The organism is Pseudomonas sp. B21-012 (assembly GCF_024749305.1).
In the GTDB taxonomy this organism is placed as follows: Bacteria; Pseudomonadota; Gammaproteobacteria; order Pseudomonadales; family Pseudomonadaceae; genus Aquipseudomonas.
In genome coordinates this window covers 4,877,285-4,900,284 of sequence record NZ_CP087197.1, presented here as the reverse complement: position 1 = coordinate 4,900,284, position 23,000 = coordinate 4,877,285, and the positions used below count along the sequence as shown (strand labels likewise).

Genomic DNA, 23,000 nt, shown 5'->3' with positions numbered 1-23,000 from the left:
TGATAAGCGATTACCCATGACTACGCGCATCCTTACCGGTATCACCACCACGGGCACGCCTCACCTGGGCAACTACGCCGGTGCCATCCGCCCGGCGATCCTCGCCAGCCGTGAGCCGGGTGTCGACTCGTTCTATTTTCTGGCCGACTACCACGCCCTGATCAAATGCGACGACCCGCAGCGCATCCAGCGCTCGCGCCTGGAAATCGCCGCGACCTGGCTGGCCGGTGGCCTGGACCCGGAGCGAGTGACTTTCTATCGTCAGTCCGACATCCCCGAGATTCCCGAGCTGACCTGGCTGCTGACCTGCGTTGCGGCCAAGGGCCTGCTCAACCGCGCGCACGCCTACAAGGCGTCGGTGGACAAGAACGTCGAGAACGGCGAAGACCCGGATGCCGGCATCAGCATGGGCCTGTACAGCTACCCGGTACTGATGGCCGCCGACATCCTGATGTTCAACGCCAACAAGGTGCCAGTCGGCCGTGACCAGATCCAGCACGTGGAAATGGCCCGCGACATCGGCCAGCGCTTCAACCACCTGTTCGGCCAGGGCAAGGAATTCTTCGCCATGCCCGAAGCGCTGATCGAAGAAAGCGTCGCCACCCTGCCGGGCCTGGACGGGCGCAAGATGTCCAAGAGCTACGACAACACCATCCCGTTGTTCACCAGCGCCAAGGACATGAAGGATGCCATCTCGCGCATCGTCACCGACTCCCGCGCCCCGGGCGAAGCCAAGGATCCGGACAACGCGCACCTGTTCACCCTGTTCCAGGCCTTCGCCACTGCCTCCCAGGCCGATGAGTTTCGCAGCGAACTGCTCCAGGGCCTGGGTTGGGGCGAAGCCAAGCAGCGCCTGTTCCAGTTGCTCGATGGCCAGCTGAGCGAGCCGCGCGAGCGTTATCACCAGTTGATCAGCCGCCCGGCCGACCTTGAGGACATCCTCCTGGCCGGCGCGCAAAAAGCCCGCAAGGTGGCCACGCCGTTCCTTGAGGAGCTGCGCGAAGCGGTCGGCCTGCGCTCGTTCCGTAACGTCGAGCAGGCCACTGCCCAGGTCAAGAAGAAGGCGGCCAAGACCGCGCGCTTTGTCAGCTTCCGCGAAGACGACGGCAGCTTCCGCTTCCGCCTGCTGGCGGCCGATGGCGAGCAACTGCTGTTGTCGCGCAACTTCGCCGACGGCAAGACCGCAGGTGCTGTGAGCAAGCAATTGCAACAGGGCGGCGAGCTTGACGTGCGCCACGAAGGCCTGGGCTTCAGCCTGTGGCTGGAAGGTGAGTGCGTTGGCGACGGCCCGCAGTTTGCCGACGGCGCCGCCCGCGACAGCGCCATCGAAACCCTGCGCGCGGCCCTGGTGCCCCAGCAGGACTGAACGGCTTATCGGAAGTCTGATTGCCATTATCCCGGGCCGTCGCTACAGTGACGGCCCGTTTTTGTTACCTTGCTAACGAATTATGACGCCCCTAGAACGATATCAAGCAGATCTGAAACGTCCCGAATTCTTCCATGACGCGGCGCAGGAAACTGCAGTGCGTCATCTGCAGCGCCTGTACGACGATCTGATCGCGGCGCAGAACAACAAGCCGGGTGTGTTCGGCAAGTTGTTCGGCAAGAAGGACCAGGCACCGGTCAAGGGCTTGTATTTCTGGGGTGGGGTAGGCCGCGGCAAGACCTACCTGGTCGATACCTTCTTTGAAGCGCTGCCGTTCAAGCAGAAGGTGCGCACGCACTTCCACCGCTTCATGAAGCGCGTCCACGAGGAAATGAAAACCCTCAAGGGCGAGAAGAACCCGCTGACCATCATCGCCAAGCGCTTCTCCGACGAGGCCCGGGTGATCTGCTTCGACGAGTTCTTCGTCTCCGACATTACCGATGCGATGATCCTCGGCACCCTGATGGAGGAGCTGTTCAAGAACGGCGTGACCCTGGTGGCCACCTCCAACATCGTCCCTGACGGCCTGTACAAGGACGGCCTGCAGCGCGCACGCTTCCTGCCGGCGATTGCCCTGATCAAGCAGAACACCGAGATCGTCAACGTCGACAGCGGCGTCGACTATCGCCTGCGGCACCTGGAACAAGCCGAGCTGTTCCACTTCCCGCTCGACGAAGCGGCCCACGAAAGCCTGCGCAAAAGCTTCAAGGCACTGACCCCGGAGTGCACCCAGGCGGTCGAGAACGATGTGCTGGTGATCGAGAACCGCGAAATCCGCGCCCTGCGTACCTGTGACGACGTGGCCTGGTTCGAATTCCGCGAACTGTGCGACGGCCCGCGCAGCCAGAACGACTACATCGAACTGGGCAAGATCTTCCATGCCGTGCTGCTCAGCGGCGTCGAGCAGATGAGCGTCGCCACCGACGACATCGCCCGACGCTTCATCAACATGGTCGACGAGTTCTATGACCGCAACGTCAAGCTGATCATCTCGGCCGAGGTTGAACTCAAGGACCTGTACACCGGTGGTCGGCTGACCTTCGAGTTCCAGCGCACCCTGAGCCGCCTGCTGGAAATGCAGTCCCACGAATTCCTGTCGCGGGCGCATAGGCCTTAAAAGCAGCTGCAAGTTTCAAGCTTCAAGCTGCAAGCAGGATCAAGAGCCGACCGCGTGCTGCTTTTGATCCTGCTCTTACTTGAAGCTTGTAGCTTGAAGCTGCGCATAAGCCTTAAAAGCAGCTGCAAGTTTCAAGCTTCAAGCTGCAAGCAGGATCAAGAGCCAACCGCGCGCTGCTCTTGATCCTGCTCTTGCTCTTGCTTTCCGCTTGAAGCTTGAGGCTTGAAGCTGAGGAGGCCTTTCAGGCCTCCTGCATAAACTGCTGCCGATACTGATTCGGCGACAACTCCGTGTGCTGCCTGAACAACCGGGCAAAGAAACTCGCATCGTCATAACCAACTTCATAGCTGATGGTCTTGATGCTTTTGCGTGTGCCCGACAGCAAGCCCTTGGCCGTTTCGATCCGCAGCCGTTGCAGGTAGTGCAGCGGCTTGTCGCCGGTGGCGCTCTGGAAGCGGCGCATGAAGTTGCGGATGCTCATGCCGTGGTTGCGGGCCACGTCCTCGAAGCGGAACTTGTCGGCGAAATGTTCTTCGAGCCAGTGCTGGATCTGCAGGATGATCAAGTCCTGGTGCAGTTTCTGCCCGCCAAAGCCCATGCGCCCCGGGGTGTAGTTGCGCTGTACTTCGTAGAGGATGTCACGGGCCACCGCTTGCGCGACGTTGGCCCCGCAGAAACGCTCGATCAGGTAGATGTACAGGTCGCAGGCCGAGGTGGTGCCGCCGGCGCAATAGAGGTTGTCGGCGTCGGTCAGGTGCTTGTCCTGGTTGAGGCTGACCTTGGGGAAGCGCTCTTCGAACTGGCTGAAGAAGCGCCAGTAGGTGGTCGCCTCCTTACCGTCGAGCAACCCGGCTTCGGCCAGCCAGAACACGCCGCTGGCCTCGCCGCAGAGCACGGCGCCGCGGGCGTGTTGCTCGCGTAGCCAGGGCAGTACTTGCGGGTAGCGCTGGCAGAGGGCATCGAAATCGTCCCAGAACGCCGGCAGGATGATGATGTCGGCCTGCTCCAGGCCGCTGTCGACCGGCAGCATCACTTCGCTGAAGCTGCGCACAGGCTGGCCGTCAGGGCTCACCAGGCGGGTTTCGAACATCGGCTGCAGGCCCAGGCCCAACTGCTTGCTGTAGCGCAGGCTGGCGAGATGGAAGAAATCCTTGGCCTGCATCAGGGTCGATGCGAAGACATTGTCGATGGCCAGGATACTGACGCGCCGCAAGGACGCCGTGGGTTGGGTAAACATCATTTTCTTTATTCTTATAGGGTAGAGTGGTCAATCACCGGCTGGATCGTCTTATTTTTTGGCGATTGTGTCTACCCTCGGTTCCCACCTTGTTGATGGGAACCGGGATTGCGTCTCAGGGCGCGGGGTTGGGCTGGTCCTGATGGATGGCCTCGATGGCCGCCAGCAGCTCGTCGCTGAGCTTGAGGTCGGCGCTTGCCAGGTTGCTGTCCAGTTGCTCGAGGGTGGTGGCACCGATGATGTTGCTGGTCACGAACGGCTGGCGGGTGACGAAGGCCAGGGCCATTTGCGCCGGGTCCAGGCCATGGTCGCGGGCCAGCTTCACGTAGCGGCTGCAGGCAGCCACGGTTTGCGGGTTGGAATAGCGCGAGAAGCGGCTGAACAGGGTCAGGCGGCCTTCGGCCGGGCGTGCGCCGTTTTCGTACTTGCCCGAGAGCATGCCGAAAGCCAGGGGCGAGTAGGCCAGCAGGCCGCACTGTTCGCGGATGGCGATTTCCGCCAGGCCCACTTCGAAGCTGCGGTTGAGCAGGTTGTAGGGGTTCTGGATCGACACCGCGCGGCTCCAGCCGCGGCTTTCGGCCAGCTGCAGGAACTTCATGGTGCCCCACGGGGTTTCGTTGGACAGGCCGATGTGGCGGATCTTGCCGGCCTTGACCTGTTCGTCGAGCACTTCCAGGGTTTCTTCCAGCGGGGTGAACAGGTCTTGCGGCGCATGCTGGTAACCCAGCTTGCCGAAGAAGTTGGTGCTGCGCTCTGGCCAGTGCAACTGGTAGAGGTCGATCCAGTCGGTCTGCAGGCGCTTGAGGCTGTCGTCCAGGGCGGCGACGATGTGCTGGCGGTTGTGCTTGAGCAGGCCGTCGCGGATATGGTTGATGCCGTTGCCGGGGCCGGCCACCTTGCTGGCCAGGATCCACTGGGCGCGATCGCCGCGCTGCTTGAACCCGTTACCGATCATGCGCTCGGTGGCGGCGTAGGTTTCCGGGCGGGGAGGGACGGGGTACATCTCGGCGGTATCGATGAAATTGATCCCGGCGGCCTTGGCCCGTTCGATCTGGGCGAAGGCCTGGGTCTGGTCGTTCTGCTCGCCCCAGGTCATGCTGCCAAGGCACAGGGCGCTGACGTTGAGGTCGGTTCGGCCCAGCTGGCGATAGTCCATTCGACTGCTTCCTGTCTAAAAGAAGCATAAAAGCAGGTTGAATTTTTTTTCGCAATCTGGATAATTCAGCCCCTCTCCGTGCAGCGGGAGTGATGCCCCGCTCCATAGAAGAACCCTGCCGAATATTGGACGCGCTGACCCGAGCCCCCGATAGCGTCCGTGTGCGGCTGTGTCCTTGACTTGTCAAGGTGCGCACTATCCAGTAAGATCTGCCGTCTTATTTTCGCTGGGCGGCCCCTGAGGCTATAAAGAATGAAAACTTTTACTGCTAAACCGGAAACAGTAAAGCGCGACTGGTTCGTCGTTGACGCTGCTGGCAAGACCCTGGGTCGTCTGGCCACTGAGATCGCGAGCCGTCTGCGTGGCAAGCACAAGCCAGAGTACACTCCTCACGTTGACACCGGCGACTACATCGTCGTCATCAACGCCGAGCAGGTTCGTGTCACTGGTGCCAAGACTTCGGACAAAATGTACTACTCCCACTCCGGCTTCCCGGGCGGTATCAAGGAAATCAACTTCGAGAAGTTGATCGCCAAGGCCCCAGAGCGCGTGATCGAGACCGCGGTTAAAGGCATGCTGCCTAAGAACCCACTGGGTCGCGACATGTACCGTAAGCTGAAAGTCTATGCGGGCGCTACTCACCCTCATACTGCTCAGCAGCCCCAAGAACTGAAGATTTAACGGAATAGTTCATTATGTCGGCGACTCAAAATTACGGCACTGGCCGTCGCAAGACCGCAACCGCTCGCGTTTTCCTGCGTCCAGGTACCGGTAACATCTCCATCAACAACCGTTCTCTGGACGTGTTCTTCGGTCGTGAAACCGCGCGCATGGTAGTACGCCAGCCGCTGGAACTGACCGAGACCACCGAAAAGTTCGACATCTACGTCACCGTTATCGGTGGTGGTGTCAGCGGCCAGGCCGGTGCAATCCGTCACGGTATCACCCGTGCACTGATGGACTACGACGAAACCCTGCGTGGCGCTCTGCGCAAAGCTGGCTACGTCACCCGCGACGCCCGTGAAGTCGAGCGTAAGAAAGTGGGTCTGCGTAAAGCACGTAAGCGTCCTCAGTACTCCAAGCGTTAATTTCGCTTCGGCGTTCAAAAAAAGCCCGGTTCCTGGTGGAACCGGGCTTTTTTTATGTCTTGAATAACTATGCTGTTGTTTACTGTGACAACTTGCCGCATAGACGCAAGTCAAGAGTTACAAGGGATAGCGGGGTGGCACAAGGCTAATCACCTTGTCAGAGAAGGGTCTTTTCATTACCATGCGGCAAATTTTTAGCAGTTCAGAAATTACTTAGTAGATGCCTGTTGCAACAGGCCATAAAGCTGATGGGAGAGGACTGAATGAGCAATGACGGCGTCAATGCAGGCCGGCGTCGCTTCCTCGTAGCAGCCACGTCCGTGGTGGGTGCTGCAGGAGCGGTGGGGGCTGCGGTCCCGTTCGTAGGGTCATGGTTCCCCAGTGCCAAGGCGAAAGCCGCGGGTGCACCGGTGAAGGTCAATATCGCCAAGGTAGAGCCTGGTCAGCAGATGATTGCTGAGTGGCGCGGCCAACCGGTGTTCATCGTCCGTCGTACCGAGGAGATCCTCGGTAACCTCAAGAAGATTACCGGCGACCTCTCCGACCCAGAGTCCAAGGCTTCGGTTCAACCCACTTACGTCGATCCGTCGAACCGCTCGATCAAGCCGGAAATCCTCGTGCTGGTCGGCCTGTGCACCCACCTGGGCTGCTCGCCGACCTTCCGTCCGGAAGTGGCACCTGTCGACCTGGGTCCGAAGTGGGTCGGTGGCTACTTCTGCCCGTGCCACGGCTCCCACTACGACCTGGCTGGCCGCGTCTACAAATCCCAGCCGGCGCCGCTCAATCTGCCAGTGCCGCCGCACTCTTATGAGTCGGACGACATCATTGTCGTCGGCGTCGATCAGGAGAACGCGTGATGAGTAAGTTCATGGATTGGGTTGACGCCCGCTTCCCCGCGACCAAGATGTGGGAAGACCATCTCAGCAAGTATTACGCACCGAAGAACTTCAACTTCTTCTATTTCTTCGGCTCCCTGGCCCTGCTGGTCCTGGTCAACCAGATCGTCACCGGCGTGTGGCTGACCATGAGCTTCACCCCTTCGGCCGAAGAGGCGTTCGCCTCGGTCGAATACATCATGCGTGACGTCGAATACGGCTGGATCCTGCGCTACCTGCACTCCACCGGCGCCTCGGCGTTCTTCATCGTCGTCTACCTGCACATGTTCCGCGGCCTGCTGTACGGCTCGTACCAGAAGCCTCGCGAACTGGTCTGGGTGTTCGGCATGCTGATCTACCTGGCGCTGATGGCCGAAGCGTTCATGGGCTACCTGCTGCCATGGGGCCAGATGTCCTACTGGGGTGCCCAGGTGATCATCTCGCTGTTCGGCGCCATTCCGGTGATCGGCGACGACCTGACCCAGTGGATCCGCGGTGACTACCTGATCTCCGGCATCACCCTGAACCGCTTCTTCGCCCTGCACGTGGTGGCCCTGCCGATCGTCATTCTCGGCCTGGTGGTGCTGCATATCCTGGCGCTGCACGAAGTCGGTTCGAACAACCCTGACGGTGTCGACATCAAGAAGCACAAGGACGAGAACGGCGTGCCGCTGGACGGTATTGCGTTCCACCCTTACTACACCGTGAAGGATATCGTCGGCGTCGTCGTGTTCCTCTTCGTGTTCTGCGCCATCGTGTTCTTCTTCCCGGAAATGGGCGGTTACTTCCTGGAAAAACCGAACTTCGAACAGGCCAACGCCTTCAAGACCCCTGAGCACATTGCCCCGGTCTGGTACTTCACTCCGTTCTACGCGATCTTGCGCGCCGTTCCGGACAAGCTGCTCGGTGTAATTGCCATGGGCGCCGCGATCGCCGTGCTGTTCGTCCTGCCGTGGCTGGATCGCAGCCCGGTCAAGTCCATGCGCTACAAGGGCTGGATGAGCAAGGTCTGGCTGCTGGTGTTCTGCATCTCGTTCGTGATCCTCGGTGTGCTCGGCGTTCTGGCGCCTACCCCGGGCCGTACGCTGCTGTCGCAGGTATGCACCTTCCTGTATTTCGCCTACTTCCTTCTGATGCCGTTCTACACCCGGCTCGAGAAGACCAAACCGGTTCCGGAAAGGGTGACTGGCTGATGAAAAAGCTATTTGCAGTATTGATTCTGGCAGTGATGCCCGCGTTCACCTTCGCCGCCGAACACGGCCTGGAGCTGGACAAGGTCGATATCGACCTCACCGACAAGGCCGCCATGCAGGACGGCGCACGCACCTTCGCCAACTATTGCATGGGTTGCCATAGCGCCAAGTTCCAGCGTTACGAGCGCGTGGCTGACGACCTGGGCATTCCTCACGAGCTGATGCTCGAGAAGCTGGTGTTCACCGGCGCCAAGATTGGCGACCACATGAAGATCGGCATGAAGCCTGAAGATGCCAAGACCTGGTTCGGTGCCGCACCGCCTGACCTGACCCTGGTTGCCCGGGTCCGTGGTACCGACTGGCTGTACAGCTACCTGCGTAGTTTCTATGAGGACAAGTCGCGTCCGTACGGGGTGAACAACAAGGTTTTCCCCAACGTCGGCATGCCTAACGTGCTGGTTGGCCTGCAGGGCAACCAGGTGATTGGCTGCAAGCAAGTGCAGACCGTGGTCGATGGCAAGAAGCAATACGACCCGCTGACCGGCTCGCCTTTGACTCATGAAGCATGCGACCAGCTGACCGTGGAGCCGAAATCCGGTACCCTGACGCCAGAGCAGTTCGACGAGAAGGTCAAGAACCTGGTGACCTTCCTGGCCTACTCGGCTAACCCGGTCAAACTGGAAAGCCAGCGCATCGGTACCTATGTGCTGCTGTATCTGGCCTTCTTCTTCGTATTCGCTTATCTGCTCAAGCGCGAATACTGGAAGGACGTGCACTGATCACGCAGTAGTTTCTGGTAGTTGAACGCGCCCTGGGGCGCCTCTGGAATCACAGGGGCGCTCGCAGGGCGCGTTTGCATTTGCAGCATTTATAAATTCATACGCGAGGAGGACCACTATGGGCGTGACCAACCGGTTAGCCTGCTACTCCGACCCCGCTGACCATTATTCTCATCGGGTGCGCATCGTTCTCGCCGAGAAGGGTGTCAGTGTCGAGATCATCAACGTCGATCCTGGTCGCCTTCCGCCCAAGCTGGTTGAAGTGAACCCCTATGGCAGCGTGCCAACCCTGGTCGATCGCGACCTGGCGTTGTACGAGTCGACCGTGGTGATGGAATACCTCGATGAACGTTACCCGCACCCGCCATTGTTGCCGGTGTATCCGGTGGCGCGGGCCAACAGTCGCCTGCTGATCCACCGTATCCAGCGCGACTGGTGTGCGCTGGTCGACCTGATACTCGACCCGCGCAGCAAGGAGCCGGCACGGGTACAGGCGCGCAAGGAGCTGCGCGAGAGCCTGACCGGAGTGTCGCCGTTGTTTGCCGACAAGCCTTGTTTCTTGAGTGAGGAGCAAAGTCTGGTCGATTGTTGTCTATTGCCCATACTCTGGCGTTTGCCGGTGTTGGGTATCGAACTGCCGCGGCCGGCCAAGCCGTTGCTCGACTACATGGAGCGACAGTTTGCCCGCGAAGCCTTCCAGGCAAGCCTGTCCGCTGCTGAACGTGAAATGCGCTAGGTTTTAAGGAGCTGTCGATGAACTCCAGTCGCCCCTATTTGGTACGTGCACTCTATGAGTGGATCGTGGACAACGACTGCACACCGCATATGCTGGTCAACGCCGAATACCCGGCCGTCCAGGTACCCCAGAGCTTCGCCAGTGACGGCCAGATCGTCCTCAACATCTCACCCAGTGCCGTACGTCACCTGCACATGGATAACGAGGCTGTGAGCTTCGAGGGCCGCTTTGGTGGCGTTGCTCACACCCTGTTCGTGCCTGCCGGTGCCATCCTCGGTATTTATGCCCGGGAAAACGGCCAGGGTATGGTCTTCGAACTCGAGCCGCCGCTGCTCGATGATGAAGATGAAGAAGACGACAGCGTCGAGCCGGATGACGACGGTCCGCCTGCCGGCGGCCAGCCGCCGCGGCCAAGCGGGCGTCCGAGCTTGAAGGTGGTCAAGTAACAAAAAAGGCGATCCGCATGGATCGCCTTTTTTGTGTCTGCCGGCCTGGATTACAGGTCGGTGATGGTGCGGACCTGGTCCTTGTTGACCTTGATCACCTTGCCATCGAGCTGCTTGAACTCGTAGAAGCCGGCTGCGCGGTCGTAGTGCGGCGCGTCGACTGCCTGGAATTCGCGGCCGTCGTTGAGGGTGATCTGGGTTGGGGTGGAGCAGCCGGCCAGGGTGGCGAAGGCGCCAATCAGCAAGGTTGGCAGCAGGCCGTTTTTCATGGGGACTTCCTAAGGATGGTTGGATCGCGGGGCGCTTGCCCCGCGATGGGTTTATCAGTCGATGTATTCGAACAGCTTGACGATCTTCTGCACGCCCGACACGCCCTGCACCAGGTTGGTGGCGCGCGAGGCTTCCTGCTGGGTCAGCAGGCCGAGCATGTAGACGATGCCGTTTTCGGTGATGACCTTGATGCGTGAACCGGGAATGTTGCTGTCGGTGAGCATCTGGGTCTTGATCTTGGTGGTCAGCCAGGCGTCGTTGTTGCGCGCCAGGATCGAGGAGGGCGGCAGCACCTGCAGCTCGTTATGCACCTTTTTCACCCGCTGGACCTGGCCGGCAGCCTGTTCGGCCAGGCCCTTGAGGTCGGCGCGCGGGGTTTGCCCGGCGAGCAGGACGATGCCGTTGAAGCTGCTGACGACAATGTGCGAGTTCTTGTCCAGGTCAGGGCTGGCCTTGGCGACGTTCACCGCGACTTTGGTTTCGATCAGCGAGTCATCGATCTTGCTGCCGAAGGTGCGGGTGCCGCGGTCGTCCTCGATCGGCTTGTCGCGGGTGGCGGTGAGCACCGAGCTGCAACCGGTGAGGCTCAGGCACAGGGTCAGGGCCATCAGGCCGAGGCGGTTAGGGGTCATTCTTCACTCCCGAACAGTTGGCTGTCGATCAGGTCGCAGAGGCAGTGGATCGCCAGCAGGTGGACTTCCTGGATACGTGCGGTGACGTTGGCCGGTACGCGGATCTCGACGTCTTCAGGCAGCAGCAGCGAGGCCATGCCGCCGCCATCGCGCCCGGTCAGAGCTACGACAATCATTTCGCGATCATGTGCGGCCTGGATCGCCTGAATAATGTTCGCCGAGTTACCGCTGGTCGAAATCGCCAGCAGCACATCGCCGGGCTGGCCCAGGGCGCGGATCTGCTTGGAGAATATTTCGTTGTAGCTGTAGTCGTTGGCGATCGAGGTGATGGTCGAGCTGTCGGTGGTCAGGGCGATGGCCGGCAGGCTCGGGCGCTCACGCTCGAAGCGGTTGAGCAGTTCGGAAGAAAAGTGCTGGGCATCGCCGGCCGAGCCGCCGTTGCCGCAGGCAAGCATCTTGCCCTCGTTGAGCAGCGCATTGACCATGACCTGACTGGCTTGCTCGATGTGTGGTGCAAGGACTTCCATCGCCTGTTGCTTGGTGTTGATGCTGGCCTGAAAAAGCTGGCGAATTCGGGATTGCATGTCCATCAGTGTGACCTTAAGTAGGGCGGCTGGCCGGGCGCGTCGGGAGTATACAAAAAAGGTCCCGGCACATGACTGTGCAGCCCGTGAAGCAAAGAGCAAAAAAGTTGTAGGGGTAATGGCGCAGGGCAGTGGCGGGTTCAGCACTCGAAGGCATTTTTCAGCCAGTCCAGCGGTGGGCCCGAATGGCCTCTGCCTTGCAAGGCGATGACATCGAAACGGCAGGGGTGGTTGGCCCAGCGTGTTTCCTTTTGCAGAAAAGACTCGGCGGCTAGCACCAGTTTGTCCTGCTTGCGCCCGTCGATACTGGCGAGCGCACCGCCAAAATCCGCGTGCAGCCGGTAGCGGACTTCGACGAATACTACTGTATCGCTGTCGAGCATGACCAGATCAAGCTCGCCGCGTTTGCATCGCCAGTTCTGCGCCAGCAGCCGCAGGCCTTGCCCTTGAAGGTATTCAAGGGCTTGCCGTTCGGCGGCCTGGCCGGCCTGTTGGCGCGAACTGTCGGGCATCAGCGTGGGGTGTCGGGCAGGCGTTTGATTTGGCCGCCGGTGAACTCGGCCCACGGCAGTTGCCGCTCGATGCGCTGGTTCTCGTTCATGCTCAGGCTGCCGGACAGGCCGTCAATGCGGTTTTCCGGCAGCGCGCGCAGCTGGCCCAGGCGTGGTGCCAGGCTGAAGGCGTCGATGCCCATGGCGTACAGGCGGCCGAGGCTGCCGGCCGCTTGTGGCCACTGACGTTCTACCTGCTGGCGCAACGGGTTGCCGCTGTCGAGCAGCCATGGAGTATCGCAAAAGCGCACGCCGGTGAGGTCGCGGTACTGGTTGACGTCGCCGCTGGCGCTGTAAACGTGCGAGGTGGCATACACCGGTACGTCGCCAGCGTACTGGAAGTTCAGGGTCGGCTTGATCTGCTGGCCTTGCTGCGGGGTGGCGGCAAGGAAGATGAAGTCGATGTCCTGGCGGCGCGACGGCTGGGCCGATACGGCGCCGCCGACGGTGCTTTGCAGGCTCTTGGCGCGGCCTTCGCTCTGGCGCAGCTGGAACAGCTCGGCGATCTGCTGGGCCAGGGCTACCGGCTGGTCGATGTGCTGGGCAGCCAGCAGGCTGCCACCGTTGGCTTCCCAGTCCTGGCGGAAGGCCTTGAGCACGCGGTCGCCCCATTCGCCTTTCGGCACCAGGGCGACGGCGCGCACCATGCCGTCGGCGCGGGCGCGGCGCGACACTTCACGGGCTTCGTCTTCGGCGGCGAGGCCGAACTGATACAGCTGCTCCGGGCCTTTCTGGCCGGCGTCGCTGTAGTTCAGGGCGAGGGTGGTGATCGGCAATTGCGGGTAGGCGGCGAGCTTTTTCACCAGCGGTTTTTCCAGCGGGCCAACCACCAGTTGCACGCCAGAGGCCTGGGCCTGGCGGTAGAAGTCGTCCAGCGAGGTCAGTCGCGAGCTGTCGAAGACTTCGATGGTCGGCGGCTTCTGGCCGGCTTGCTGGGCCTGGAAGTGCGCGGCCATGAAACCGTCACGCAGGGCGCGGGCAACGCCGGCCAGCTGGCCTTCCTGTGGCAGCAGCAGGGCGATTTTGGTCAGCGGCTGGCTGGTCAGCTCCATCAGCTTGATCAGCGACGGTGGCAGCTGGGCGGCGGCCGGGTGATCGGCGTGCTGGGCGCGCCAGGCGTCGATGGCGGCTTGTTGCTGCTCGACGGTGCCGGCGCCTTTTACCGCCAGGGCCAGGCTGGCCCAGCCGGCCATGGTGTCGGTGCCGCTGCTGAGGTTATTGAGCTGATCGCGCGGGGTGGCGGCTACCAGGTTCCAGATCGCGTCGTTGTTGGCGTTGGCAGCATCGCCCTTGAGCAGCGGCGTCAATTGCGCGCGCTCCTGGGCGGCGGCCAGTGGCTGGCCGTTGGCTTCCAGCACTGCGGCATGCACGCTGCGGGTACGGATCTGTTGATCTTCCGGCAGCTCGTTGAGGCGCGCCAGGCTTGGGTGGCTCAAGGCGGCCAGGGCCATTTTCGGCTGGTTGCGGCTCATGGCCAGTTCTGCCGCCAGGGTGCTGGCGAAGATCTGCTGGGCCGGTTTGAGCTGCTCCAGCGGCACCTGCTCGAGGATGCGCGCGGCGCGGGCATTGTCCTTTTGCTTGTAGGCCAGGTCGGCGGCGCTCAGGCGCAACAGTGCAGCTTGCTCCGGCGTCTTGCTGGTGGTGGCCTGTTCAAGCAGTTGCTCGATGCTGGCATCCGGTGTGCGCGGCAGTTCGCCGAGGCTCGACGAGGGCGAGCTGGCGCAGGCTGCCAGCAGGGCGGCGAGGCAAAGGGCTGTGAACAGCCGCAGGCAAGCGATCATGTAAGGGTCCTGTTACTCGATCAAATTAACTGGCAATTGTACCCAAGCGCTGGCCGGGGCGCGATCTTGCTGGCGTTAATCCTTCAATATAGGTGCTGGAACGCCGCTTTGCGGTAATCCTGATTGCCCAATGTTGCCGACTCTCGGGCTACAATGGCGCTTTGATCATGACGACAGGTGTGTGCAGTGACTGATGTTCCAGGGGCTTCCCAATCCACTTCGGGCACGCTTTATGTGGTGGCCACGCCGATCGGCAACCTGGATGACATGAGTGCCCGGGCACTGAAAATACTCGGTGATGTGGCGCTGATCGCCGCCGAAGACACACGTCACTCCATTCGTCTGATGCAACACTTTGGTATCAACACGCCGCTAGCTGCCTGCCACGAGCACAACGAGCGTGATGAGGGCAGTCGTTTTATCACCCGTTTGCTGGCGGGCGACAACGTCGCGCTGATTTCCGACGCCGGTACGCCGCTGATTTCCGATCCTGGCTATCACCTGGTACGCCAGGCCCGCGCCGCCGGCATCGCCGTGGTGCCGGTGCCCGGTGCCTGCGCGCTGATCGCGGCGCTGTCGGCCGCTGGCCTGCCGTCGGACCGGTTCATCTTCGAAGGCTTCCTGCCAGCCAAGGCTGTAGGACGTCGCGCACGCCTGAGTCAGGTAAAGGAAGAACCGCGCACGTTGATCTTCTACGAAGCACCGCACCGGATTCTCGAGTGCCTGCAGGACATGGAAGAGGTGTTCGGTGGCGAGCGCCCGGCGCTACTGGCCCGCGAGCTGACCAAAACCTTCGAGACCCTCAAGGGTTTGCCGCTGGCCGAGCTGCGCGCCTTCGTCGAGGCTGACAGCAATCAGCAGCGTGGCGAGTGTGTGGTGCTGGTGGCGGGCTATACCGCGCCGGAAGATGAGCAGGCGGTCAGCAGCGAGGCAATGCGTATTCTCGACCTGTTGCTGGCGGAAATGCCGCTCAAGCGCGCCGCTGCGCTGGCGGCGGAAATCACCGGGGTGCGCAAGAACCTGCTGTACCAGGCGGCACTGGAAAAACAGAAAGCCCACTGATGTTATAGTGCTATTATCGGTTTTATCGCTTGTTCTTGGCGCCCGCTACCGTTAACCTTTGCGGCGGAGAGTCGATTGGACAGTCGCTGCCTTCTATTGTTCCGCAATAGAGGGGGGAGGAAAGTCCGGGCTCCATAGGGCAGAGTGCCAGGTAATGCCTGGGGGGCGCGAGCCTACGGAAAGTGCCACAGAAAATAACCGCCTAAGCACTTCGGTGCCGGTAAGGGTGAAAAGGTGCGGTAAGAGCGCACCGCATGACTGGCAACAGTTCATGGCTAGGTAAACCCCACTCGGAGCAAGACCAAATAGGGTTCCATATGGCGCGGCCCGCGTTGGAACCGGGTAGGTTGCTAAAGGCGTCCAGTGATGGCCGTCGTAGAGGAATGACTGTCCTCGACAGAACCCGGCTTACAGATCGACTCTCCACCTCTTCCCCTCCTGCTTGAATCGATAGCAGATGCGTGCTGGTAATACCGAAAAAATCTTACTCTTAATAAATTACTTTAACTTCGCTCTCTATCCGTCTGAGTGGGTTTGAGTTTTTTCGTCAAAATCCCTTCCGAATTGTCCTTCTATCTTCTCTGTGCGCGCTAAATCTCCGATCTGTAAGGGATTTCCTTATAAGCGTGCCTTGACGGTGTGGTAGGCGGATTCCTATAGTGTGCGCAAGTGGCAGAAAGTGGCATGAAGTGGGTTTTCTGACACAAAAACGCTAACATTGTGGGGAATCGCAGCCGTGTTCCGCGGAGCCAACGCCATCAACCTCGACGCAAAGGGCCGTCTCGCAATGCCGAGCCGGTACCGTGACGAGCTCGATTCGCGTAGTTCCGGGCAGTTGATCGTGACCATCGATGCGGTTGATCCCTGTTTATGTGTGTACCCGCTCGATGAGTGGGAGCTGATTGAAGCCAAGTTGCGCGCCTTGCCGTCATTGCGTGAAGAGAACCGCCGCCTGCAGCGTTTGCTGATCGGCAATGCGGTGGATCTTGAGCTTGATGGCAGTGGGCGTTTCCTGGTGCCGCCGCGTTTGCGCGAGTACGCCAAGCTCGACAAGAAGGCAATGCTGGTGGGGCAACTGAACAAATTTCAGCTGTGGGACGAGGATGCCTGGAACGCGGTTTCGGCAGCCGACCTCGCAGCTATCCAACAACCGGGCGCCATGCCTGATGAACTGCGTGATTTGATCCTGTGACTATAGATAGCGGCTTTAACCACATCACCGTACTGCTTGACGAAGCCGTCGAGGCTCTCGCCGTACGCGCCGATGGCTGCTATCTGGATGGCACCTTCGGGCGCGGCGGGCATAGCCGGTTAGTCCTCAGCAAGCTCGGGCCGCAGGGCCGGCTGCTGGGTTTTGACAAGGACCCACAAGCGATTGCCACCGGGCAAGCGCTGGCGGCCGAAGACGGCCGCTTTGTCATTGTGCAGCGCAGCTTTGCCGAGCTGGGCGCCGAAGTTGCCGAGCGCGGCCTGGCCGGCAAGGTTAGCGGCATCCTGCTCGACCTGGGCGTCTCGTCGCCACAGCTGGACGACCCTGAGCGCGGCTTCAGCTTCCTCAACGACGGCCCGCTGGACATGCGCATGGACCCGACCCGCGGCGTCAGCGCTGCCGAGTTCATCGCCACTGCGCCGGAAGAAGAAATCGCCCGGGTGTTCAAGGAATACGGCGAAGAGCGCTTTGCCAAGCGCATGGCCCGTGCCGTGGTGCTGCGCCGTGAAGAAACTCCGTTTACCCGCACCGCCGACCTTGCCGAAGTGCTCAAGGTTGCCAACCCGGCCTGGGAAAAGGGCAAGAACCCGGCAACCCGTGCCTTCCAGGGCCTGCGCATTCACGTCAACAACGAACTCGGTGACCTTGAGGCCGGCCTTGAGGCTGCGCTCGAAGCGCTGGAAGTCGGCGGGCGCCTGGTGGTGATCAGCTTCCACTCGCTGGAAGACCGCATCGTCAAACTGTTCATGCGCAAGCTGGTCAAGGGTGAGGCCGACAACCTGCCGCGCAACCTGCCGGTCCAGCACAAGCACTTCGAGCCGAAGATCAAGGTCCACGGCAAGGCCCAGTTCGCTTCCGAAGCCGAGCTCAAGGCCAACCCACGTTCGCGTAGCGCGGTCATGCGCGTCGCCGAGAAACTGCGGTGAGCCGTTTGTTCGCCAAGCCTTTGCCAGGCGGAAGCTTCCTGATGCTTCTGCTGTTCATTGGCGTGCTCGTTTCTTCGGTGGCGGTGTCCTACAGCGCGCACTGGAACCGTCAGTTGCTCAACACCCTGTACGGCGAACTCAGCGAGCGCGACAAGGCCCAGGCCGAGTGGGGCCGACTGATTCTCGAGCAGAGCACCTGGACGGCCCACAGCCGTATCGAGAACCTTGCCAGCGAACAGCTGAAAATGCGTATTCCGGCCGCTGACGAAGTACGGATGGTGGCGCCATGATGAAACTTGAAGGCGCACTCTACCCATGGCGGTTCCGCGTGGTCATCGCCCTGCTGGCACTGATGGTCGGCGCGATTGCCTGGCGCATCATCGACCTGCAGGTGGTCGACCGTGACTTCCTCAAGGGCCAGGGCGATGCCCGCAGCCTGCGGCATATTCCTATTCCTGCGCACCGCGGGCTGATCACCGACCGCAATGGCGAGCCGCTGGCCGTCAGTACTCCGGTGACCACCCTGTGGGCCAACCCGAAAGAAATGCAGGCTGCCAAGGACCGCTGGCCGGCCCTGGCTGCCGCGCTCAAGCAGAACCCGCAGCAACTGGCAGCGCGCCTGGAACAGCAGGCCAGCAAGGAGTTCATCTACCTGGTCCGCGGCCTGACCCCGGAGCAGGGCCAGGTGGTGCTCGATCTTAAAGTCCCCGGTGTCTATGGCATCGAGGAATTCCGTCGTTTCTACCCAGCCGGCGATGTCGCCGCGCACATGGTCGGCTTTACCGACCTCGACGACCATGGCCGCGAAGGCGTGGAGCTGGCCTACGATGAATGGCTGGCCGGCGTGCCCGGCAAGCGACAGGTGATCAAGGACCGGCGCGGCCGGCTGATCAAGGACATCCAGGTAACCAAAAACGCCAAGGCCGGAAAGACCTTGGCGTTGTCGATCGACCTGCGCCTGCAATACCTGGCCACCCGCGAGTTGCGCAACGCCATTGCCGAACAGGAAGCCAAGGCCGGCAGCCTGGTGATCCTCGACGTCAAGACCGGCGAAGTGCTGGCCATGGTCAACCAGCCGACCTACAACCCCAACAACCGTCGCAGCATGTTCCCGGCGGCCATGCGTAACCGGGCGATCATCGACGTGTTCGAGCCAGGCTCGACGGTCAAGCCGCTGTCCATGAGCGCGGCCCTGCAGAGCGGGCGCTGGAAGCCGACCGACAAGGTCGAGGTCTACCCGGGCACCCTGCAACTGGGCCGCTACACCATTCGCGACGTATCGCGCAGCGAAGGGCCGATCCTTGACCTGACCGGCATCCTGATCAACTCCAGTAACGTCGGCATGAGCAAGATCGCCTTCGATATCGGTGGCGAATCGATCTACCGGGTCATGTCCCAGCTGGGGCTTGGCCAGTACACCGGCCTGGGCTTCCCGGGCGAGCGCGTCGGCAACCTGCCCAACCACCGCGAGTGGCGCAAGGCCGAGACCGCGACCCTGTCCTACGGCTACGGCCTGTCGGTGACCGCGCTGCAACTGGTGCATGCCTACGCCGCGCTGGCCAACGACGGCAAGATGGTGCCGCTGAGCATCCTCAAGGTCGACAAGGCGCCGGAGTCTACCCAGGTCGTGCCCAAGGAAGTCGCCGAGACCATCCAGGGCATGGTCCAGCAGGTCATCGAGGCGCCGCGCGGGGTGTTCCGCGCCCAGGTGCCGTTCTACCACGTGGGTGGCAAGTCGGGCACCGCGCGTAAAGCCACTATCGGTTCCAAGGGTTACACCGAGAACTCGTACCGTTCGCTGTTCGCCGGCTTCGGGCCGATGAGCGACCCGCGCTATGCCGTGGTCGTGGTCATCGATGAGCCGAGCAAGGGCGGCTACTTCGGTGGCCTGGTATCGGCGCCGGTGTTCAGCAAAGTCATGTCCGGCACCCTGCGCCTGATGAACATTCCGCCGGACAACCTGCCGCCGGCAACACCTACGCAGCAAGTCAACGCTGCACCGGTCAAGGGAGGACGCGGTTGATGACAATGCCATTGAGCAAGCTTTTTACCCAGGCCAGCCGCGATCCGTCGATCCGCGAACTGACCCTGGACAGCCGCAACGTGCGCCCGGGCGACCTGTTCCTGGCGGTGCCGGGTACGCGCCTGGATGGCCGTGAACACATTGCCGACGCGCTCAAGCGCGGTGCGGCGGCGGTCGCCTATGAAGCCGAAGGCGCCACCGTGCTGCCGATCGCCGAGGTGCCGTTGATCCCGGTCAAGGGCCTGGCCGCGCAACTGTCGGACATCGCCGGGCGTTTCTACGGCGAGCCGAGCCGCCTGCTCGACCTGGTCGGCGTCACCGGCACCAACGGCAAGACCAGCGTCACCCAGCTGGTAGCCCAGGCGCTGGACCAGCTCGGCCAGCACTGTGGCCTGATCGGCACCCTCGGGACCGGTTTCTATGGCGCCCTGCAAAGCGGTCGCCTGACCACGCCGGACCCGATCGCCGTGCAGGCGACCCTGAGCGACCTGAAAAAGGCCGGGGCCAAGGCCGTGGCCATGGAAGTCTCTTCCCATGCCCTGGACCAGGGCCGGGTCGCGGCTCTGGCATTCGATATTGCGGTGATGACCAACCTGTCCCGTGATCACCTCGACTACCACGGCAGCATGCAGGCTTACGAGGATGCCAAGGCGCGCCTGTTCGCTTGGCCGAACCTGCGTTGCCGGGTGGTCAACCTCGATGACGACTTCGGTCGGCGCCTGGCGGCCGGGCAGGGCGAGTCGCGCCTGATCAGCTACAGCCTCAAGGATCCGGCCGCGTCGCTGTACTGCCGCGAAGCGCATTTCGATGATGATGGCGTGCGCGCCGTGATCGTCACCGCCCAGGGTGAGCACGCGCTGCGCAGCCGCCTGCTCGGGCGCTTCAACCTGAGCAACATGCTCGCGGCGGTCGGCACCTTGCTGGCGCTGGATTTCCCGCTGGACGAAATTCTCAAGGTTACCCCGGCGCTGGAAGGCCCGGTCGGGCGCATGCAGCGCCTGGGCGGCGGCAGCAAGCCGCTGGTGGTGGTCGATTACGCGCATACCCCCGATGCCCTGGAGCAGGTGCTGCAAGCGTTGCGCCCGCACGCCAAGGGCCAGTTGCTGTGCTTGTTCGGTTGCGGCGGCGATCGCGATCGCGGCAAGCGGCCGCTGATGGCCGAAGTTGCCGAGCGCCTGGCTGACCGCGTGCTGGTTACCGACGACAACCCGCGCACTGAAGATCCGCAGCAGATCTTCGCCGACATCCGCCCGGGTTTTGCCCAGGCCGATGCGGTCGAATTCGTTGCCGGCCGCGGTGCCGCCATCGCTCAGCTGATTGCCAGCGCCGGCGTTGACGATGTCATCGTCCTGGCCGGCAAGGGGCATGAGGACTATCAGGAAATCAACGGCGAGCGCCACGACTTCTCCGACCTGGTTGAAGCTGAGAAGGCCCTGGCCGTGTGGGAGGCTGCCCATGCTTAAGCCATTGTCCCTCAGCCAACTGACGGCGCCGCTCAACGGCCGCCTGCACGGTCAGGATGCAACCTTCAATGGCGTCAGCATCGACAGCCGTGCCATCACCGCCGGGCAGCTTTTCGTTGCCCTGGCCGGGCCGCGTTTTGACGGCCATGATTACTTGAACGACGTTGCTGGCAAAGGCGCGGTCGCCGCCCTGGTGCAGCGCGAAGTGCCGGGCAGCAGCCTGGCGCAGTTGGTGGTTGCCGATACCCGCCTGGCCCTGGGCCAGCTCGGCGCGTTGAACCGCGCCGCTTTCGACAAGCCGGTCGCCGCCATTACCGGCTCCAGCGGCAAGACCACGGTCAAGGAGATGCTTGCCAGCATCCTGCGCACCCGTGGCCCGGTGCTGGCCACCCGTGGCAACCTCAACAACGATTTTGGCGCACCGCTGACCCTGCTCGAACTGGCTCCGGAACACACCGCGGCGGTGATCGAGCTGGGCGCCTCGCGCATCGGCGAAATTGCCTACACCGTCGGCCTGACCAAGCCACAGGTCGCGTTGATCAACAATGCCGGAACTGCTCATGTCGGCGAGTTCGGCGGGCCAGAGAAGATTGTCGAAGCCAAGGGCGAGATCCTCGAAGGTCTGGGGCAGGATGGCGTGGCCGTATTGAACCTTGATGACAAGGCCTTCGCCATCTGGAAAAAGCGCGCCGGTAATCGCCCACTGCTGACCTTCGCCCTGAACAACGCCGACGCCGATTTCCACGCTGCCAACATCGCCCACGACCCGCGCGGTTGCCCGTCGTTCGACCTGCACAGCCCGCTGGGCGTGGCGCGGGTCCAGCTCAACCTGCTGGGCACCCACAACGTGGCCAACGCACTGGCGGCCGCGGCTGCCGCGCATGCCTTTGGTCTGACCCTGGACGGTATCGTCCAGGGCCTCAATGCCGTGCAACCGGTCAAGGGCCGCACTGTGGTGCAGATGACGGCCAACGGTGTGCGGGTGATTGATGACACTTACAACGCAAACCCCACCTCGATGTGCGCTGCCGTTGATATACTCGCCGGCTTTTCCGGCCGCACCGTCCTGGTGCTCGGGGATATCGGCGAATTGGGCCAGTGGGCTGAGGAAGGGCATCGGCAGGTAGGCGAGTACGCCAAAGACAAGGTTTCGGCGCTCTATGCGGTGGGCACCAACATGGCCCACGCGGTAGCTGCGTTCGGTACCAATGCCCGACATTTCGCTAATCAAGCTGACCTGATCGACGCCGTTCGCGCCGCCGAGCAGGCCACCAACACCACTATTTTGATCAAGGGTTCGCGCAGCGCTGCGATGGAGAACGTCGTGGCGGCTTTGTGCGGTTCCAGCGGGGAGAAACATTAATGCTGCTGCTGCTGGCTGAGTATCTGCAACAGTTCTACAAAGGCTTCGCGGTCTTTCAGTACCTGTCCCTGCGCGGGATTCTGGGTGTACTGACCGCGTTGTCGCTGGCCCTGTGGCTGGGCCCATGGATGATCCGTACCCTGCAGATTCGCCAGATCGGTCAAGCTGTTCGTAACGACGGCCCGCAATCGCACCTGTCCAAATCCGGCACCCCGACCATGGGTGGCGCACTGATCCTGTCGGCCATCGGCATCAGCACCCTGCTGTGGGCCGACCTGACCAACCGTTATGTCTGGGTGGTGCTGATCGTCACCCTGCTGTTCGGCGCCATCGGCTGGGTCGATGACTACCGCAAGGTGATCGAGAAGAACTCGCGCGGCCTGCCGAGTCGCTGGAAGTATTTCTGGCAGTCGGTGTTCGGCCTGGGCGCGGCGATCTTCCTTTACATGACCGCGCCGACCAGCGTCGAAACCACCCTGATCGTGCCGATGCTCAAGGATGTCACCATCCCGTTGGGTATCGGTTTTGTCGTCCTGACCTACTTCGTCATCGTTGGCTCCAGCAACGCGGTGAACCTCACCGACGGCCTCGATGGCCTGGCGATCATGCCAACAGTCATGGTCGGCGGCGCCCTGGGCATCTTCTGCTACCTGTCGGGTAACGTGAAATTCGCTGAATACCTGCTGATCCCTTATGTACCGGGCGCAGGCGAACTGATCGTGTTCTGTGGCGCGCTGATCGGTGCCGGCCTGGGCTTTTTGTGGTTCAACACCTATCCGGCCCAGGTGTTCATGGGCGACGTCGGTGCCCTGGCACTGGGCGCCGCACTGGGCACGATCGCGGTGATCGTGCGCCAGGAAATCGTCCTGTTCATCATGGGCGGTGTGTTCGTCATGGAGACCCTGTCGGTGGTGATCCAGGTGGCTTCCTTCAAGTTGACCGGCAAGCGCGTGTTCCGCATGGCGCCGATCCACCACCACTTTGAACTCAAGGGTTGGCCCGAGCCTCGGGTGATCGTCCGCTTCTGGATCATCACCGTGATTCTGGTGCTGATCGGCCTTGCCACCCTGAAACTGAGGTAG

General features: G+C 61.8%; 24 protein-coding genes and 1 other RNA gene. 18 read left to right on the top strand and 7 right to left on the bottom strand.

Translation table 11 applies throughout. The annotated features are described in order from the left end of the window. Positions 1–16 precede the first annotated feature (16 nt). Both LOY37_RS22345 and zapE read left to right on the top strand, forming a co-directional pair. Positions 17–1,366, top strand: a complete 1,350-nt coding sequence (locus LOY37_RS22345; RefSeq protein ID WP_045197286.1) for a tryptophan--tRNA ligase — start codon at positions 17–19, stop codon at positions 1,364–1,366. Positions 1,367–1,448: 82 nt separating this feature from the next. Further along, positions 1,449–2,543 (top strand): cell division protein ZapE, encoded by a 1,095-nt coding sequence (gene zapE, locus LOY37_RS22340; RefSeq protein WP_195884968.1) that lies wholly within the window; start codon positions 1,449–1,451, stop codon positions 2,541–2,543. 241 nt (positions 2,544–2,784) lie between these two features. Here the strand turns inward: zapE and LOY37_RS22335 are convergent, their stop codons facing one another. After that, positions 2,785–3,705: a GlxA family transcriptional regulator gene (locus LOY37_RS22335; protein ID WP_177329159.1), complete on the bottom strand. Its 921-nt coding sequence runs from the start codon at positions 3,703–3,705 to the stop codon at positions 2,785–2,787. Positions 3,706–3,895: 190 nt separating this feature from the next. Further along, complete coding sequence (locus tag LOY37_RS22330; RefSeq protein ID WP_258715738.1) at positions 3,896–4,936, bottom strand: NADP(H)-dependent aldo-keto reductase; 1,041 nt, start codon at positions 4,934–4,936, stop codon at positions 3,896–3,898. Between the two features lie 252 nt (positions 4,937–5,188). Between LOY37_RS22330 and rplM the strand changes: the two genes are divergently transcribed. The 7 genes from rplM to LOY37_RS22295 all read left to right on the top strand — a co-directional run bounded on the left by rplM (position 5,189) and on the right by LOY37_RS22295 (position 10,053). Further along, the gene (gene rplM / locus LOY37_RS22325) at positions 5,189–5,617 is read left to right on the top strand and encodes a 50S ribosomal protein L13 (RefSeq protein ID WP_010220758.1); all 429 of its coding nucleotides are present in this window, start codon (positions 5,189–5,191) and stop codon (positions 5,615–5,617) included. Positions 5,618–5,631: 14 nt separating this feature from the next. Beyond that, a complete protein-coding gene (gene rpsI, locus LOY37_RS22320; RefSeq protein WP_038998850.1) occupies positions 5,632–6,024 on the top strand; it encodes a 30S ribosomal protein S9 in 393 nt (130 codons plus the stop codon). Positions 6,025–6,287: 263 nt separating this feature from the next. Beyond that, a complete protein-coding gene (gene petA / locus LOY37_RS22315) occupies positions 6,288–6,881 on the top strand; it encodes a ubiquinol-cytochrome c reductase iron-sulfur subunit (protein WP_010220763.1) in 594 nt (197 codons plus the stop codon). After that, complete coding sequence (locus tag LOY37_RS22310; RefSeq protein ID WP_045197292.1) at positions 6,881–8,092, top strand: cytochrome bc complex cytochrome b subunit; 1,212 nt, start codon at positions 6,881–6,883, stop codon at positions 8,090–8,092. Before petA ends, LOY37_RS22310 begins: the two co-directional genes overlap by 1 nt. Further along, positions 8,092–8,871 (top strand): cytochrome c1, encoded by a 780-nt coding sequence (locus tag LOY37_RS22305; RefSeq protein WP_010220765.1) that lies wholly within the window; start codon positions 8,092–8,094, stop codon positions 8,869–8,871. The genes LOY37_RS22310 and LOY37_RS22305 overlap by 1 nt, the downstream gene beginning before the upstream one ends. Before the next feature lie 118 nt (positions 8,872–8,989). Continuing rightward, positions 8,990–9,607 (top strand): glutathione S-transferase N-terminal domain-containing protein, encoded by a 618-nt coding sequence (locus LOY37_RS22300; protein ID WP_010220766.1) that lies wholly within the window; start codon positions 8,990–8,992, stop codon positions 9,605–9,607. Positions 9,608–9,624: 17 nt separating this feature from the next. Further along, positions 9,625–10,053 carry a ClpXP protease specificity-enhancing factor gene (locus tag LOY37_RS22295; protein ID WP_045197293.1) on the top strand — a complete coding sequence of 143 codons (429 nt, stop codon included), beginning with the start codon at positions 9,625–9,627 and terminating at the stop codon, positions 10,051–10,053. Positions 10,054–10,103: 50 nt separating this feature from the next. Here LOY37_RS22295 and LOY37_RS22290 read toward each other — a convergent pair whose 3' ends face one another. The 5 genes from LOY37_RS22290 to LOY37_RS22270 form a co-directional block, all read right to left on the bottom strand. Continuing rightward, on the bottom strand, positions 10,104–10,322 hold the full coding sequence (locus LOY37_RS22290) for a YgdI/YgdR family lipoprotein (protein WP_045197295.1): 219 nt from the start codon (positions 10,320–10,322) through the stop codon (positions 10,104–10,106). Positions 10,323–10,376: 54 nt separating this feature from the next. After that, positions 10,377–10,955: a BON domain-containing protein gene (locus tag LOY37_RS22285; RefSeq protein ID WP_045197297.1), complete on the bottom strand. Its 579-nt coding sequence runs from the start codon at positions 10,953–10,955 to the stop codon at positions 10,377–10,379. Then, positions 10,952–11,545 carry a phosphoheptose isomerase gene (locus tag LOY37_RS22280; RefSeq protein ID WP_026001179.1) on the bottom strand — a complete coding sequence of 198 codons (594 nt, stop codon included), beginning with the start codon at positions 11,543–11,545 and terminating at the stop codon, positions 10,952–10,954. Before LOY37_RS22280 ends, LOY37_RS22285 begins: the two co-directional genes overlap by 4 nt. Positions 11,546–11,679: 134 nt before the next feature. Then, entirely contained in the window at positions 11,680–12,051 is a 372-nt protein-coding gene (locus tag LOY37_RS22275; RefSeq protein WP_045197304.1) for a YraN family protein, read from the bottom strand. After that, on the bottom strand, positions 12,051–13,871 hold the full coding sequence (locus LOY37_RS22270) for a penicillin-binding protein activator (RefSeq protein ID WP_045197306.1): 1,821 nt from the start codon (positions 13,869–13,871) through the stop codon (positions 12,051–12,053). Before LOY37_RS22270 ends, LOY37_RS22275 begins: the two co-directional genes overlap by 1 nt. A gap of 186 nt (positions 13,872–14,057) precedes the next feature. Here LOY37_RS22270 and rsmI point away from each other — a divergent pair, with 186 nt between their 5' ends. From rsmI to mraY, 9 genes are all read left to right on the top strand, one after another. After that, complete coding sequence (rsmI, locus tag LOY37_RS22265) at positions 14,058–14,933, top strand: 16S rRNA (cytidine(1402)-2'-O)-methyltransferase (protein WP_045197308.1); 876 nt, start codon at positions 14,058–14,060, stop codon at positions 14,931–14,933. Positions 14,934–15,000: 67 nt separating this feature from the next. Beyond that, an RNA gene (gene rnpB, locus LOY37_RS22260) (RNase P RNA component class A) lies at positions 15,001–15,360 on the top strand. A 309-nt stretch (positions 15,361–15,669) separates the two neighbouring features. After that, a complete protein-coding gene (gene mraZ, locus LOY37_RS22255) occupies positions 15,670–16,125 on the top strand; it encodes a division/cell wall cluster transcriptional repressor MraZ (protein ID WP_010220775.1) in 456 nt (151 codons plus the stop codon). Further along, complete coding sequence (gene rsmH, locus LOY37_RS22250) at positions 16,122–17,069, top strand: 16S rRNA (cytosine(1402)-N(4))-methyltransferase RsmH (RefSeq protein WP_371128635.1); 948 nt, start codon at positions 16,122–16,124, stop codon at positions 17,067–17,069. The genes mraZ and rsmH overlap by 4 nt, the downstream gene beginning before the upstream one ends. Further along, complete coding sequence (gene ftsL / locus LOY37_RS22245; RefSeq protein ID WP_045197313.1) at positions 17,066–17,359, top strand: cell division protein FtsL; 294 nt, start codon at positions 17,066–17,068, stop codon at positions 17,357–17,359. The genes rsmH and ftsL overlap by 4 nt, the downstream gene beginning before the upstream one ends. Beyond that, a complete protein-coding gene (locus LOY37_RS22240; protein WP_176794319.1) occupies positions 17,359–19,092 on the top strand; it encodes a penicillin-binding protein 2 in 1,734 nt (577 codons plus the stop codon). Before ftsL ends, LOY37_RS22240 begins: the two co-directional genes overlap by 1 nt. Next, positions 19,092–20,555, top strand: coding sequence for a UDP-N-acetylmuramoyl-L-alanyl-D-glutamate--2,6-diaminopimelate ligase (locus LOY37_RS22235; RefSeq protein ID WP_258715737.1), 1,464 nt, complete (start codon positions 19,092–19,094; stop codon positions 20,553–20,555). Before LOY37_RS22240 ends, LOY37_RS22235 begins: the two co-directional genes overlap by 1 nt. Beyond that, complete coding sequence (murF, locus tag LOY37_RS22230) at positions 20,548–21,918, top strand: UDP-N-acetylmuramoyl-tripeptide--D-alanyl-D-alanine ligase (protein WP_093379818.1); 1,371 nt, start codon at positions 20,548–20,550, stop codon at positions 21,916–21,918. The genes LOY37_RS22235 and murF overlap by 8 nt, the downstream gene beginning before the upstream one ends. Next, on the top strand, positions 21,918–23,000 hold the full coding sequence (mraY, locus tag LOY37_RS22225; RefSeq protein ID WP_036996790.1) for a phospho-N-acetylmuramoyl-pentapeptide-transferase: 1,083 nt from the start codon (positions 21,918–21,920) through the stop codon (positions 22,998–23,000). Before murF ends, mraY begins: the two co-directional genes overlap by 1 nt.